Here is a 14,639-nt window from a genome sequence, read left to right as displayed (position 1 = left end):
GTTGAGAGATGTGGAGCAGCATGAAAGGTCGAAAGATTTCCGCCGTACTCGCCGTCGCCGCGGTGGTGACCGCCTGTTCCACCGGCACCCCGGGGGGCGGCGCCGACACGGGCAACCTGGTCACGGGTGATCCCAACACGGTCAACACCGGCACGGCGAAGCAGGGCGGCACGATCACCTACGTCCTGGAACGCAACATCGTCAACTGGAACCCGCTCGGGGCCGACATCGGCGTGGCCACCCAACTGGTCGCCGACGTCTACGACCCGGCCCCGTTCGTCACCCTGCCCGACCTGAAGACCGTCGAGCTCAACAAGGACCTGCTGGTCAGCGCCGAGCAGACCGGCACAGCACCGCAGACACTGGTGTACAAGATCAACCCCAAGGCGGTGTGGAACGACGGCACCCCGATCACCGCGGCCGACTTCGACTACGTCCGGCGCGCCTCCGACCCCAAGCTGTGCCCGAAGTGCGAGGCCGCCTCCACGATGGGCTACGACCACATCACCTCCCTGGTCGGCACGGACGACGGGCGCACGGTCACGGTGACCCTCAGCGAGCCGTTCGGAGACTGGAAGTCGTTGTTCGGCCCGATCCTGCCCGCGCACGTCGCCCGAAAACTCGGCGACGACGGCACCCCCGAGGGCCTGGCCACCTCGTTCAACGACGGGTTCCGCTACAAGGACTCCTTCCCCGACTGGTCCGGCGGCCCGTTCATGTTCAAGTCCTGGGAGACCAACCAGGCCGCCACGCTCGTGCCCAACCCGAAGTGGTGGGGCAAGCCGGTCACGGTGGACAGCCTGGTGTTCCGCGTCATCACCGACACCTCGCAGGAGGTGCCCGCGCTGCAGAACAACGAGGTCCAGATCATCAACCCGGACCCGCAGGTCGACCTGCTGCGCAACGTGCAGGCGCTCGGCGGCGTGAAGTACCAACTCGTGCAGGGGCTGCGCAAGCAGATGATCCTGCCCAACCTGAACAACCCCGCCATGCGGGATCCCGTACTGCGCAAGGCGTTGTTCACCGCGATGGACGTCGGGCAGACCATCGGCAAGACCGTCGGCCAGCTCACCTCCGACGCCCGGCCGCTGCGCAACCGGATCTACGTACCGCAGCAGCCCGGCTACAAGGACAACCTGGGCACGCTGGGCACCGGCGACGTCGCCAAGGCCACCTCGATCCTCACCGACGCGGGCTACAAGATCGACGCGGGCAGGCTCATCGATCCCAGGGGCACGCCGGTCCCGCCGCTGACGATGCGCTACATCCAGAACAACCAGATCCTGCAGACGGTGTGCCAACTGTTCGCCGACACCGCCAAGAAGCTCGGCGTGACGGTGGACGTGCAGACCACCGACTCGGTCGGCGCGACCGTGACCCACCAGGCGGGCAAGGACTTCGACCTGTTCGCGATGGGCTGGATCGGGCAGACGTTCCTGGCCTCCCAGTACTCGCAGGCGTTCATGACCAAGGCGGGCCTGAACTTCGGCGGCTACTCCAGCCCGGTCGTGGACGACCTGCTCACCAAGGCGCTGCGCGCCACCGACGAGACCCAGGTCGCCGGGTTCCTCAACGGGGTGGACGCGCAACTGACCGAGGACGCCTACATCCTGCCGCTGTACCAGGTGCCAGACCTGTTGGTGTACAAGGCGAACCTGGTCAACGTCCGGGCCAACGGCACCTACTTCGGGCCGCCGTACAACGGCGGCGAGTGGGGCATCACCGGCTGACGCGTGGCGCGGGTCGCCCGACCCGCGCCACCCCAGGGGAAGGCAGGCAGCGATGTTGGCTTACGTGTTGCGGCGGTTGCTGCACGCGGTCCCGATCGTGCTGGTCGGCTCGTTCATCACGTTCGTCATGGTCAGCGCGTCCGGCGACCCGCTCGGCGACCTCAAGGCCAAGCAGCCGCCGGTGCCCAGGGCGGTGCTGGACGCCGAGGCGCACCGGATGCGGCTCGACCAGCCGGTGCTGGAACGGTACTGGCACTGGCTGACCGGCATCCCGCGCGGCGACTGGGGCCCGTCGGTCAAGAAGATCGACATCGGCGCGGAGATCTGGCCCCGGCTGTGGGTCTCGGCCCGCCTGGTGACCCTCGCCGTGCTGCTCGCGCTGGCGCTGGCCCTGGTGGTCGGCGTGGTCAGCGCGGTCAAGCGGTACTCCGCGGTGGACTACGCGTTCACCGCCATCGGGTTCCTGCTGCTGTCGATGCCCGCGTTCTGGCTCGCGATCCTGCTCAAGCAGCAGGCGATCGACCTCAACCAGGCCACCGGGTCCACCCTGGTCTACACGGTCGGCGAGGCCTCCATCCCACCGCCGACCGGGTTCTGGCCGACCGTGGCGGACGTGCTGGGCCACCTGGTGCTCCCGACCATCGTGCTGGCCATGACCGCCTTCCCGCCGTGGAGCCGGTTCGTGCGGTCCTCGATGATCGAGGTGCAGGAGAGCGACTACGTGCGGTTGGCCCGCGCCAAGGGGATCAAGCGGCGAAAAGTGCTGGTGCGCCACGCGTTGCGCACCGCGCTGGTGCCGCTGACCACGGTCGTGGCGCTGGACCTGGCCGTGCTGTTCTCCGGCGCGGTGGTCACCGAGACCGTGTTCCAGTGGCGCGGCATGGGCTCGTTCCTGCTGTCCGCGGTGCGGGACAAGGACATCTACGCCGTGATGGCGTGGCTGCTGCTGGTGTCGGTGATCGTCGTGGTGTTCAACCTCGTCGCCGATCTGCTCTACGCCGTGCTGGACAGGAGGGTTCGCCTTGGTTGAGATCACGCGGGCGGGCGGCGACGTGCCGGTCGCCACCCCCCGGTGGCGGCTGGTGGCGCGCCGGTTCCTGCGCCACCGGCTCGCCACCGCCAGCCTGGTCGTCTTTCTGCTGCTGGTGCTGCTGGCGTTCGTCGGCGGCGCGCTGTGGCACTACTCCTACGACGTGTACACCCCCGACAACTCCCACCCGCCGTCGCTCGAGCACCCGTTCGGCACCGACGCCACCGGCTACGACCTGCTGGCCCAGGTGCTGCGCGGCACGCAGCGGTCGGTCGAGATCGCGTTGTTCGTGGCCGCGGTGTCCGGGGTGTTCGGCAGCGTGTGGGGCGCGGTGGCCGGGCTGCACGGCGGCAAGGTCGACACGCTGATGATGCGCGTCGCCGACCTGGTGCTGATCTTCCCGGCGATCGCGGTGGCGGCCGTGCTGGCCAACAACGTCGGCGCTTCCAGCCAGGGCTGGCTGTTGATCGGCCTGGTGCTGGCCGCCCTCACCTGGCCCTACGTCGCCCGGCTGGTGCGCGGCCTGGTGCTGTCGCTGCGCGAGCGCGAGTTCATCGCCGCCGCGCGCACCTTCGGCGCGGGCTCGTGGCGGATCATCTTCCGGCACGTGCTGCCCAACGCGCTGGGCACGATCATCGTCGCGGTGACCATCATCGTGGCGGTCGCGATCCTGGCCGAGACGGCGCTGTCGTTCATCGGCTTCGGGGTGCGCCCGCCGGACACCTCGCTGGGGCTGCTGATCAGCCAGAACCAGACCGCGGTGGCCACCCGGCCGTGGCTGTTCTACTTCCCCGGCCTGTTCATCGTGCTCATCGCGCTGAGCGTCAACTTCATCGGCGACGGGCTGCGCGACGCCTTCGACAACACCCGGTCCCGGAGCAGGCGATGACCCGGCAGGCGACGACCGAGGTGCTCGGCGTCCACGACCTCACCGTGTCCTTCCCCGACGAGCGCGGCCGGGTGACCGCCGTGCGCGGGGTGTCCTGGTCGCTGCGGGCGGGGGAGGTGCTCGGCGTGGTCGGCGAGTCCGGGTGCGGCAAGTCCGCGACCGCGCTCGCGGTGATGGGGCTGCTGCCGCACGGCGCGCGGGTCGGCGGATCGGTCCGGTTCCGCGACCGCGAACTGCTCGGGCTGCGCGACGACGAGCTGGCCGCGGTGCGCGGCCGGTCCGTGGCGATGGTGTTCCAGGACCCGCTCTCCGCGCTGAACCCCGTCTACTCGGTGGGGTTCCAGGTCGCCGAGGCGGTGCGGGCGCACCACCCCGGCCTGGGCCGCGAGGAGGCCGTCGAGCGCGCGATCGCGCTGCTGGAGCTGGTCGGCATCCCCAACGCGCGCGACCGGGTCGCGGACTACCCGCACGAGTTCTCCGGCGGGATGCGCCAACGCGTGGTGATCGCCATCGCCATGGCCGACGACCCGGACGTGATCATCGCCGACGAGCCCACCACCGCGCTGGACGTCACCATCCAGGCCCAGGTCCTCGACGCGCTGCGCACCGCCCGCGAGCAGACCGGCGCGGCGACCGTGCTCATCACCCACGACCTCGGTGTGGTCGCCGGGCAGGCCGACCGGGTGGTGGTGATGTACGCGGGCAAGGTCGTGGAGTCCGGCACGGTCGAGGAGGTCTTCTACACCCCGCGCATGCCGTACACCCTGGGGTTGCTGGGCAGCCTGCCCCGCCTCGACGGCGCCCGGGACGCACGGCTGACCCCCGTCGCGGGCACCCCGCCCGCGCTGGACCGGCCCATCACGGGGTGCGCGTTCGCGCCGAGGTGCCCGCTGGCCACCGATCTGTGCCGCACCGAGGAGCCACCTCTGGCGCCGGTCGACGGCGAACACCTGGCCGCCTGCCACTTCAGCGCCGACCTCGTCGACAGGCGCCCGGAGGACGTGTTCCCACCGCGCCCCGCGCCCCTGCCGCCGGACACGCCCGTGGCCGAGCAGGCCACGCCGATCGTCACCGCGGCCGGGCTGGTGAAGCACTACCGGGTGCGCGGCGCGGGCCTGTTCCGCCGCGACCGGGGCGAGTTGCACGCGGTGTGCGACGTGTCGTTCGACCTGTCGACGGGGGAGACGCTGGGGCTGGTCGGCGAGTCCGGCTCGGGCAAGTCGACCATCGCGAGACTGCTGATGTCCCTGGAGGACCCGACCGGCGGCAGGGTGCTGCTCGACGGTGAACCACTGGCGCGCCGCGGGCACGCCCGGGACCTGCAGATCGTGTTCCAGGACCCGATGAACTCCCTGGACCCGCGGATGACCGCGGCCGACCTCGTCGCGGAACCGCTGCGGGTCAACGGGACCGGCCGCCGCGAGGCGCGGGTCCGGGCGCTGGAGCTGCTGCGGTCGGTGGGGTTGTCGGGGGCGGGGTCCGAGCGCTACCCGCACGAGTTCTCCGGTGGTCAGCGCCAGCGCATCGGGATCGCCCGCGCCCTGGCCCTGCGGCCCCGGGTGCTGGTGCTCGACGAACCGGTGTCCGCCCTCGACGTGTCCGTGCAGGCCGATGTGATCAACCTGCTGGAGGACCTGCGGGACGCGCTGGGGCTGGCGTACCTGTTCATCGCCCACGACCTGTCGGTGGTGCGCCACATCGCCGACCGCGTGGCCGTGCTCTACCTGGGGCGGGTGGTGGAGACCGGGGACCGCGACGCGGTGTTCGACCACCCGCGCCACCCGTACACGCGCGCACTCGTCTCGGCGGTGCCGCTGCCCGACCCGCGCAAGGAACGGGCCCGCGAGCGGATCGTGCTGACCGGCGACGTACCCAGCCCGGTGGACCCGCCGTCGGGCTGCCGGTTCCGCACCCGGTGCCCCGAGTACCTGGGCGGGTTGACCGACGCGCAACGCGCCCGGTGCGCCGGGGAGGTGCCCGCGCTGCTGGACGGCGTGGCCTGCCACTGGGCGCGGCCGTGAACCACCTGGACCACTCGACAGCAGAGGGAGACACCGACATGGCGGCAACCCGTGACACCGTGGAATCCCGGCGGGTGCTGCGCACGCACCTGCCGGAACGGGCCGACACGCTCGGCATGTCCGTGCGGGAGGCGGACCTGGGACTGCGGTTGGACGGCGCGGGCCACGGGCTGCTGGACACCACCCACTTCGACACCGTCCGCTTCCCCCCACCGCCCTGGGCGCTGACCGCGTTCACCGCCGCGGCAAGCGACGGCGAACTCGCCTACACCGGCTACCGCGGCAACGCGGCGGTGCGCGCGACGTGCGCGCGGTCGGTGTCCGGGCTGCTCGGCGTCGACGTCGACCCGGACCGCGAGATCATCATCACCACCGGCACCCAGGGCGGCCTGTTCGCCACGCTCAGCGCCCTGGTCGACGCGGGCGACGTGGTGGCGCTGGCGGACCCGGAGTACCTGTTCGTGGAACGGATGCTGCGGTTCCTGGGCGCCCGGGTGGTGCGCGTGGGCATGGTCGAGCACCCCGCCGGGCCGCAGCTGGACCTGGCCGCGCTGGAGACCGCGGCCCGCGCGGGCGTGAAGCTCGTGCTCACCTCGAACCCGAACAACCCCACGGGCACCGTGTACACCCCGGAGACGGTGCGCGGGCTGGCCGCGCTCGCCGTGCGGCACGACTTCCTCGTGGTCGTCGACGAGCTGTACTGCAGGCTGGTCTACGACGACGTCCCGTTCACCCACCTCGCGGCGGAACCGGGGATGGGGGAGCGGACGGTGACCCTGCTCGGCGGCTCGAAGACGGAGTCGCTGAGCGGGTACCGGGTGGGCGTCGCGATCGGCCCGGCCCCCGTGGTCGACGCGATCGAGCAGGTCATGGCGATCTCCTGCCTGCGCGCCCCCGCGTACTCCCAGCACGTGCTGACCCACTGGTTGGTCGACGACGTCGAGTTCGTCCGCGCCCGCGTCACCGAACTGGCCGCTCTGCGGGAGCTGAGCGCGCGGCGGCTGCGCCGGGTCGGTGGCCTGGTGGTGCGGCCCGGCGCGGGCACCGCCTACCTGTGGCCGGACGTCTCCGCACTCGGCCTCGACGACGTCCGGGTGGCGCGGGTGCTGCAGGAGCGGGCCGGGGTGGTCGTGAGCCCCGGGTACCAGTTCGGGCCGTCCGGCCACGGCCGGTTCCGGGTCTGCTACGCCCGCGAGGAGACCGGCTGGGCGGCGGCCCTGGACCGGATGGTCGACGCGCTCGGCGACGCGGCGGTGACCTCGTGACCAGGGTCGTGATCTGCTCACCGCTGGAACCCGACCTGGTCGCCCGCATCGCGGCGGTCGACCCTCGGGTGGAAGTGCTGTACGAACCGGAATTGCTGCCCGTACCGCGCTACGAAGGCGACCACGTCGGTGTCCTGCCGGAACTGACCGGCGCGCAGCGGGCCCGGTGGTTCGACCTCACCTCCACGGCCGAGGTGGCCTTCGACTTCGACCGCCGCGCCCCCGACCGGGTCAACGAGGACTTCCCCCGCCTGCGCTGGCTGCAGGGCACGAGCGCGGGCCTGGGCCGGTTCACCGACCGGTACCCGCTGGACCTGTCGAAGGTCGTGGTGACCACGGCCGCCGGGGTGCACGCGGTGCCGCTGGCCGAGTTCGTGCTGGCGGGCCTGCTGCACTTCGTCAAGGACATCCCCCGGCTCAAGGCGTGGCAGGCCGAACGCCGCTGGACCCGCTACACGAGCCGGACCCTCGCGGGCCAACGCGTGCTGGTGGTCGGCCTGGGTGCGGTCGGCCGCCACACCGCGGCGGTGCTGGCAGGTCTCGGCGTCGAGGTGATCGGCGCGATCCGCCCGGGCGGTACCGCCACCGCCCCCGGCGTCTCCGCGGTGGTGACCTTCGACGCGATCGGCCCGGTGCTGCCCACTGTGGACGCCGTCGTCCTGGCCTGCCCGCTGACCCCGGCCACCGAGGGCCTCCTGGGTGCCGCCGAGATCGCCGCCATGAAGCCGGACGCGGTGGTGGTCAACATCGCCCGCGGCCAAGTCGTCGACGAGCTCGCCCTGACCACCGCCCTGGCAGGCGGCGCCCTGCGCGGCGCGGTGCTGGACGTGGCCACCGTCGAACCCCTGCCGAACGACTCGCCACTGTGGACTCTCCCCAACGTCGTGATCTCACCGCACTCCGCCTCCACCGCCGCCAACGAGAACGCCCTCATCACCACCCTGTTCTGCGACAACCTCCGCCGCTGGCTGGACGGCACACCCCTGCGAAACGTGTATCGGCCGGATCTGGGCTACTAGCCATGGGCACCCCGCACGTCCACCACACTCCCCGACTTCCGCCCGGCTCTGCGGCCACCTGCCGACTGCCGATCACCATCCGGATGGCGGGCGCGGTCCTGGCGACACGGCCCCGGCAGTCGCAGGCCCGGCTGGCCGACCAGCCACGCCGGGAACGGCCGCTGGACGTACTGAGCGCGGCGAGCGGCGATGACGCGCGGGTCAGCTGTCGCGCTCGGCGTCACGTCGGGCAGCGGCGGTCGCGCGGTGATCGACCGACTGGTCGACGCGCAACTCCTGGAAGATGGCCATGGGCAGTCCGACTCGGCGGGACAACGCCGATACCGCTTCCACGACCTGCTCCGCGAGTTCGCCCGAGAACAGTCGGAGTCGACAGCGGACACTCGCGCGGTGGTGCGGGCTCTTCTCAGCCGGTACCTGCGCGAACAGGGGCGGTGGGCGGAAGTGCCCACCTCGATGGGACGATCTCGCAGCGGGACCGACGCACCCCGAGCGACCGTTGACGCGCTGGTGCCGTGCGACGACCCGGTGCCCGCTCCGACCGACCGCAGCGACTCAGAGCACGTAGTCCTCGCGCAGGTAGTGCCGGTAGAGCGTGGACGCGACGAGTGCCGGGTCGCCGCCGGCCAAGGCGTCCACCAGGTCCCGGTGCATGCGGGGCATCTCGGCCAGGTCGAGGTGCTGCTCCTCGAGCGAGGACCGCATCACCGCGCCCATCTGCGCGTCCATGCCCGCGAACAACCGGGCCAACCGCGGCTTGCGGGCGGCAGCCACCAGACTCCCGTGGAAGGCGGTGTCCAGGTCGACCATCACCGCCAGGTCCCGGTCGCGCGCGGCGTGCTCCATCCGCGCGACCAACTCGGTGAGCGGGTCCACCAGTTCGGCGGCGCCGTGGGCCAGCACGGCCCGCACCGCGCCCTCTTCGAGCACATAGCGGGCGTAGCAGGCGTCCTGGATGTCCTCGTGGGACAGTCGCGTCACGATGCTGTGCCTGCGCGGGCTGATCTCGACCAGGCCCTCACCCGCCAGCCGGGCGAGGGCGGCGCGGACCGTCGCGCGGCTGACGCCCAGCTCCTCGGCGATCGACGCCTCGATGAGGCGGGTGCCCGAGGGCAGTTCGTTGTTGAGGATGCGGGTGCGCAGCAGCCGGTGCACCGTGTCGGGCAGCGACAGGTGTTCCAGGTCAGGCACCGGGGCACCCCAGCAGCTCCGGCGTCACTCCCACATGGCCGACGGGGTCCACCCGCACGTCGATCTCCGCCGTCGGTCCGCACCGGACCGGCATCGCGCCGGGACCGTGGCCGGGCAGCGGGCTCCCGGCGTGGACCAGCACCGCCACGGTCGACCACCCTTCCCTGCGCCCGGCGTTGTGCCGGACGTCGACGTCGTCAATGCATACCAGATCACCCAGCCGCCAGTGCGCCGCCTCCGCCGGGCCCACCTGCAGGTCCAGGTCCCACTGGTGCGCCGGGCGCCCGAACCCGTTGCCCACCAGGTGGGAGGGCACGCGAGCGCGCACCGACCGGCCGCGCAGGGCGGGCAGGAGCGCGGGGTCCACGTTGAGCGAACCCACCGCACCCTGGCCGTGCGCGTGGACCGCGACCTGGTCGCCGGGCACCATCCGCGCCAGCACGTCCTGCGGGTACACCACGATCACCCGGCCCTCGCGCTTGCCCAGCACCCGCCCGGTCGCGCCGCGCGCGTCCCCGGTGCGCACCACCGCGGCGTTGCCCAGGCAGGCGAACGCCGTCAGCGCGTGGTTGGCGGCCGGGTCGGGATGCGTGAGCGTGACACCGGGCGCCGCGTGGTCGGCGTCGACGTCGAACACGCCGTCGCCCAGGCGCAGCCCCAGCACGACGCCGCCGGTCGCCGTCGGCACGTACGGCAGGCCGTCGCGGTCGATCAGGTACGGGGTGGCGCCCAGGCGCGGCGTCTCGACGACACCGAGCAACGTGGTCCGGACCAGGGTGTTCACCAGGCGGCTCCGAGGTTCGCGGTGGGGTCGTCGACGAGGTCGAAGGCCGCGGCGGGGCCGGTGAGCAGCGTGCTGGGTCCTGGTCCGTGACCGAACAACCGGCAGTCGCCGGTGCTGATCGCCCCGATCGCCACGTACCCGGCGCGGTGGCCGCGGCCGAAGCGGTGGTCCTGGTCCAGCAGCACGACGAGATCACCGATCCGCAAGTCGACGCGGCCCATCAGGTCGGTGTTGGCGAACTCCGACACCATGCCCGCCCCCGCGCCGACCGCCGACGACGGCACCCGGGCGGCGACCCGCACCCGCAGCCGCCCGTCCGGCGCGGTCTCCACCGGCAGTCGCGGCAGCAGGTCCGGGTCGAGGTTCCGCACGCCGACCTCGGGGTGGTCCAGCAGTCGCAGCCCCTGCCCGCGAGCCCGGATCGCCACCCGGTCGCCCGGCGCGACCGCCGCCGCGTCATCGAGGTCCACCAGGACATAGGCGTGCTGGCCGAGGACCCGTCCCCTCGGGCGCCCCTCGACGAGCACGGTCACCTCGTTGCCGACGCACGTCAGGTACTGCAGCGCGTGGTTGGCCGCCGGGTCTGGGTGCCACACCGACAGGCCGGGCTCGAGGTGGTCGGCGGCGTGGCCCGTGGCCGGGTCGCCGACCCGCACACCGAGGGTGACCCCGCCCATACCGGGCAGCAGGAACGGCCGCCCCTCGGCGTCGACGCGGTAGCCGAAGCGGTCGCCCAGCGGCGGGCAGACCTCGCCCACCAGGACCTGGGTCAGCAGCCGATCGGCGTTGCTGCGCGGGATCACCGGGAGCCGAACCGGAAGCCGTGCGCGCGGATCGCGGGCGCGGTGACCGACCCGTTCCACACGTTCATGATGGGCTGCGCCCGCAACTCCGCGCCCACACCGTCCACCGTGGTCAGCAGGTCGAAAACGGACTGGGTGAACCGGGCACCCCGCACGGGCTCGGCCAGCGTGCCGTCCACGATCCGGAAGCACGCGTCGCGGCTGACGCCGGTGATCGTGCTCGCCTGCCGGTCGACCAGCCGGGTGTACCAGAACCGCTCGACGTAGAGCCCGTCGGCCACACCCGCCACCAGGTCGTGGTCGGTACCGGGCGCCATCACGACGTTCGCCGCGACCGGGGCGGGCAGCGACTCCCGCGCCACATGGGCGTGGCCGGTCCGGTCGCCGACCGCCGCGCCGACCAGCCCGGCGGTCAGCAGCGGCACCACGGCCTTGGACGTGCCCGACACGTCGAACGGGATGGGCAGCCCGAACGGGTGCGACGCGTCGTCGGCCACCGTGACCAGCTCGGAGGCCACCCGCCGCCCCGGCCCGGTGGCCACGCCGACACCCGCCTCGGCCAGACCGCCGTCGAAACCGAGCACCCCCAGGAACCCGAGCAGCTCCCCGGTGGCCTCAGGTCCCAGCACAACGGTGTAGACGCCGTCGAGCAGCGGTTTCCTGCCGCGGGTGCGCACGGCGCGGGCCACCACGTCCGCCACCGTCGCCGGGGTCAGCCCCAGCCCGTCACGGGACCGGTGCAGGTTCGCCCAGTGCGCGGAGCCGTCCCCGTCGCCGACCGTGAGACTCCCGGTGGCCTCGGTCGCCACCACGTGCCGCAGCGCACCGGTGCTCGAGGCCACGGCGAGCTGGGTCACGGCCCGGCCGACCATGCCCGCCGCGGTGGCGCCCATCTGTCGCGCCGACGCCATGGCGTGCGCGGCGATCGCCACCCGGGCGGGCGCGTCGAAGGCGGCGGTGTCCTCGTGCCAGAGCAGGTGATCGTCGCTGATTGCGTTCTCGGGCGTCCACGCCGAGCCGGGACCGCGCGCCGAGCGGCCGAGGTCGCGGGCGATCGCGGTCGCCCGGCGGACCGCGTCGGGCACGCGGTCGAGCGCGCTGGTCGCGACCCGCGCGGCGTGCCCGTCGACCACGGCGCGCACCACGACCTGCTGCTCGGTGATGTCCTGCGGCTGGTGGACCCGTTCACCGGCGAACCTGGTGTACTCCCCGGCACGCGCCAGCAGCGCGACCTCGACGTGGTCGGCGGCGGCCCCGCGCACGGCCGCAGCGAGGAGCTCGGTGGCGCGGGCGGGGTCGACGGGCGCGGCGAAGCCCATCACGCCACCCCGATCCGCACGCCGCGCACCAGCGTGGACGGCGCGCCGTGGCTGAGGAAACCCCACTGCTTGGGCTCGCCCTTGCCGCACGGGTAGCCGAAGATCCGCAGGTCGTCGGCGACTGCCTCGACCGAGCCCCAGAACCGCGGGGTGGTCCCGCCATAGGAGAAGTTCTTCAGCAGCCTGCCGCGTTTCCCGCCGCGCACCTCGTAGGCCACCTCGGTGCCGAACTGGAAGTCCCACCGGCGCTCGTCGATGGACCACGACCGGTTGTCCTCGGCGTAGAAGCCCTCACCCAGGCGGTCGCACAACTCGTCGAGCGTGCCGGTCCCGGGTTCGAGGTAGACGTGCGTGGCGAAGCACACCGGCGTGCAGCCCCACCCGTCGGAGCGCGCGGCGCCGGTGAGCGGCAGGCCCGCGCGCGCTGAGGAGTCCAGTGTGGAGAGTGTGTCGCGGACGATTCCCCCGCCCACCAGGGTGCGGCGGCGAGCGGGCGTGCCCTCGTCGTCGAACGCGAAGCTGCCGCGGGTGCCCGGGACGGTCGGGTCGCTGGTGATGGTGACGGCGGGGGAGCCGTAGCGCAGGGAGCCGACGTCGCCGACGCCGATGAACGAGGTACCGGCGAAGTTGACCTCGTCGCCGAGGATCCGGTCCAGCTCCAGGGCGTGCCCGGCGGACTCGTGGATCTGCAGCGACATCTGCTGCCCGCCGAGCACCACGTCGGCGGTGCCCGAGGGCGCGACCGGCGCGGTCAGCAGCGCCACCGCCTCCTCGCCCACCCGGGCCGCGTTGGCGACGAGATCGCGCCCGAGCGCGAACTCCCACCCGGCCGCGGCCGTGTCGCCGTGGAAGGAGTTCGGGTAGCTGCGCCGCTGCACGTCACCGTGCCCGGCGGCCAGCACCAGCACGAGCACCCCGGTCTCCAGGAAGTGCTGGTGCTGCCGCGACCCGGCCGAGTTGCCGAAGTGCCGGTGCTGGCGCTTGGCGTTGACCCCCACCTGCGCGGACACCACCTCCCGCGGCACGCACGCAGCGTCCAGCGCCTCGCTCAGCAGCGCCTGCCGGGTGTGCTCGGCGACGGCGAACGGGTCCTGCTCGACGACCGTCTCGTACCGTCCGCTGTGGACTTCCAGCTCCGGCAGCCGCACCGGCTCCGACGCGCCCCGCGCCGCCACGGCCAGCGCGTGCGCCCGGCGCGCCGCGGTCACGGCGTCCGCGCTGTCGGCCAACGGACGCGCGGCGAATCCCCAGACGCCGTCGACCAGCACGCGGACGCCGATGCCGAGGGTGTGCTCGACGCGCTCGTCCACGTCCGCACCGCGCTGCCGGTACACCCGCAGTTCCTCGGCCTCTACCAGCCGCACGTCGGCGTGCTCGACCCGACCGTCGACCGCGTCCAACGCCGCCTCCACCAGCGCCGCGGCGGTGGCGTCGTCGGCCAGCGCACCCCACCCGTGCGGGCTCACGCCGCGCCGCCGAGCGGGAAGTCCACCCAGGCGCGGCGGTGGAACGACGCCTCGAACGCGTTGATCGTCTCCTGCACCAGCGCGCTCTGCTCGAAATCGCCCTGGTTGGTGTCGCCGCCGTCGAGGAGTTCGGTGGCGAAATCGGCGCAGAGGTTGGCGTAGAACAGGGCACCCCAGTCCTCTGTGGACGCGCCGCCCGGGGGGAAGAACTCGGCGGGCACCTCGCGTTCGACGTACTCGGCGGCGTCTTTGGTGGCGGTGCGGATCGTCTGGCAGACACCGAACTCCTCCACCAGCCGCACGATCAGCGCGCCCTCGGAGCCGTAGAGGCGGGCCTCGATCCCCGGCAGGTTGCCGACCGTGACGTAGGAGGACTGGATGGACGCGATCAGGTCGTTGTCGAACTCGCAGATCCACATGTCACCGTCGTCGATGTTGAGCCGCTGCCTGCGCCCCGTGGTCTGGACCACCCGCTCGGGGACGAAGTTGCGCATCGTCCCGACGACGGAGGTCAACCGCCCACCCGCCCACCAGTGCATGATGTCGATGATCGGCGCCCCGTAGCCCTCGATGGACGAGGTGGCGAGCACGGCGGGGTCGGCGTCGGGGTCGACCTGCCGCATCGGCGTGGCCGGGTCGATCCACTGGCTGTTCTGCTCGAACCCGTTGAACACGTACGGCGTGCCGATGAACCCGGCGTCGATGAGGCTCTTCGCGTACCGCACCGCGGGCGCGTACCGGAAGGTGAACCCGAGCTTCGTCTTGAGCCCCTTGGCCCTGGCCGCCTCGGCGAGAGCCCGCGTCCGCCGGAAATCCCGGTGCACCGGCTTCTCGCACAACACGTGCTTGCCCGCCTCGATCGCCGCCGCCGCCACCTCGTAGTGCGCGGAGTTGGCCGTGGCGACGTCGACGACATCGATCGAGGGATCGTCCAACACCTCCCGGTAGTCGGTCGAGGCCCGTCGCACCCCGAACCGCTCCGCCGCCTCGCCGAGCACCCGCGGGTCGGTGTCGACCAGCGCCACCACCTCGACCCGGTCGTCCCGCGCCCAACCGGGCAGGTGCGCCCACTGCGCCCACCGCCCGGCCCCGATCACCGCAACCCGAAGCCCGTCCATCGGC

Annotated in this window: 13 protein-coding genes; 6 read left to right on the top strand and 7 right to left on the bottom strand. The window is 72.6% G+C overall.

Annotation, left to right across the window (positions count from 1 at the left end):
- Positions 1-20: 20 nt before the first annotated feature.
- Genes V5P93_RS19025 through V5P93_RS19000 form a run of 6 tightly spaced genes read left to right on the top strand, consistent with a single transcriptional unit; the run spans position 21 to position 7,954 of the window.
- The gene (locus V5P93_RS19025; protein WP_104480574.1) at positions 21-1,730 is read left to right on the top strand and encodes an ABC transporter family substrate-binding protein; all 1,710 of its coding nucleotides are present in this window, start codon (positions 21-23) and stop codon (positions 1,728-1,730) included.
- A 52-nt stretch (positions 1,731-1,782) separates the two neighbouring features.
- Positions 1,783-2,760 (top strand): ABC transporter permease, encoded by a 978-nt coding sequence (locus V5P93_RS19020; protein WP_104480573.1) that lies wholly within the window; start codon positions 1,783-1,785, stop codon positions 2,758-2,760.
- Positions 2,753-3,649, top strand: coding sequence for an ABC transporter permease (locus tag V5P93_RS19015; RefSeq protein ID WP_104480572.1), 897 nt, complete (start codon positions 2,753-2,755; stop codon positions 3,647-3,649). Before V5P93_RS19020 ends, V5P93_RS19015 begins: the two co-directional genes overlap by 8 nt.
- The gene (locus V5P93_RS19010) at positions 3,646-5,670 is read left to right on the top strand and encodes an ABC transporter ATP-binding protein (RefSeq protein WP_104480571.1); all 2,025 of its coding nucleotides are present in this window, start codon (positions 3,646-3,648) and stop codon (positions 5,668-5,670) included. The genes V5P93_RS19015 and V5P93_RS19010 overlap by 4 nt, the downstream gene beginning before the upstream one ends.
- Positions 5,671-5,708: 38 nt before the next feature.
- Entirely contained in the window at positions 5,709-6,935 is a 1,227-nt protein-coding gene (locus V5P93_RS19005; protein ID WP_104480721.1) for a pyridoxal phosphate-dependent aminotransferase, read from the top strand.
- A complete protein-coding gene (locus tag V5P93_RS19000) occupies positions 6,932-7,954 on the top strand; it encodes a D-2-hydroxyacid dehydrogenase (protein ID WP_104480570.1) in 1,023 nt (340 codons plus the stop codon). Before V5P93_RS19005 ends, V5P93_RS19000 begins: the two co-directional genes overlap by 4 nt.
- Positions 7,955-8,155: 201 nt before the next feature.
- Here the strand turns inward: V5P93_RS19000 and V5P93_RS18995 are convergent, their stop codons facing one another.
- The 7 genes from V5P93_RS18995 to V5P93_RS18965 all read right to left on the bottom strand — a co-directional run bounded on the left by V5P93_RS18995 (position 8,156) and on the right by V5P93_RS18965 (position 14,635).
- Complete coding sequence (locus tag V5P93_RS18995; protein WP_281261675.1) at positions 8,156-8,287, bottom strand: hypothetical protein; 132 nt, start codon at positions 8,285-8,287, stop codon at positions 8,156-8,158.
- 222 nt (positions 8,288-8,509) lie between these two features.
- Entirely contained in the window at positions 8,510-9,145 is a 636-nt protein-coding gene (locus V5P93_RS18990; protein WP_104480569.1) for a GntR family transcriptional regulator, read from the bottom strand.
- Complete coding sequence (locus tag V5P93_RS18985) at positions 9,138-9,929, bottom strand: DUF4438 domain-containing protein (protein WP_104480568.1); 792 nt, start codon at positions 9,927-9,929, stop codon at positions 9,138-9,140. Before V5P93_RS18985 ends, V5P93_RS18990 begins: the two co-directional genes overlap by 8 nt.
- The gene (locus V5P93_RS18980; RefSeq protein ID WP_181043618.1) at positions 9,926-10,732 is read right to left on the bottom strand and encodes a DUF4438 domain-containing protein; all 807 of its coding nucleotides are present in this window, start codon (positions 10,730-10,732) and stop codon (positions 9,926-9,928) included. Before V5P93_RS18980 ends, V5P93_RS18985 begins: the two co-directional genes overlap by 4 nt.
- Positions 10,729-12,051 (bottom strand): metallopeptidase TldD-related protein, encoded by a 1,323-nt coding sequence (locus tag V5P93_RS18975; RefSeq protein ID WP_104480566.1) that lies wholly within the window; start codon positions 12,049-12,051, stop codon positions 10,729-10,731. Before V5P93_RS18975 ends, V5P93_RS18980 begins: the two co-directional genes overlap by 4 nt.
- The gene (locus V5P93_RS18970; protein WP_104480565.1) at positions 12,051-13,517 is read right to left on the bottom strand and encodes a TldD/PmbA family protein; all 1,467 of its coding nucleotides are present in this window, start codon (positions 13,515-13,517) and stop codon (positions 12,051-12,053) included. The genes V5P93_RS18975 and V5P93_RS18970 overlap by 1 nt, the downstream gene beginning before the upstream one ends.
- Positions 13,514-14,635 (bottom strand): Gfo/Idh/MocA family protein, encoded by a 1,122-nt coding sequence (locus V5P93_RS18965; protein WP_104480564.1) that lies wholly within the window; start codon positions 14,633-14,635, stop codon positions 13,514-13,516. Before V5P93_RS18965 ends, V5P93_RS18970 begins: the two co-directional genes overlap by 4 nt.
- Positions 14,636-14,639 lie beyond the last annotated feature (4 nt).

It is taken from the genome of Actinokineospora auranticolor (genome assembly GCF_041897805.1).
Taxonomy (GTDB): domain Bacteria; phylum Actinomycetota; class Actinomycetes; order Mycobacteriales; family Pseudonocardiaceae; genus Actinokineospora; species Actinokineospora auranticolor.
The sequence above is the reverse complement of the archived record's forward strand: the minus strand, read 5'-3'. Positions and strand labels throughout refer to the sequence as shown.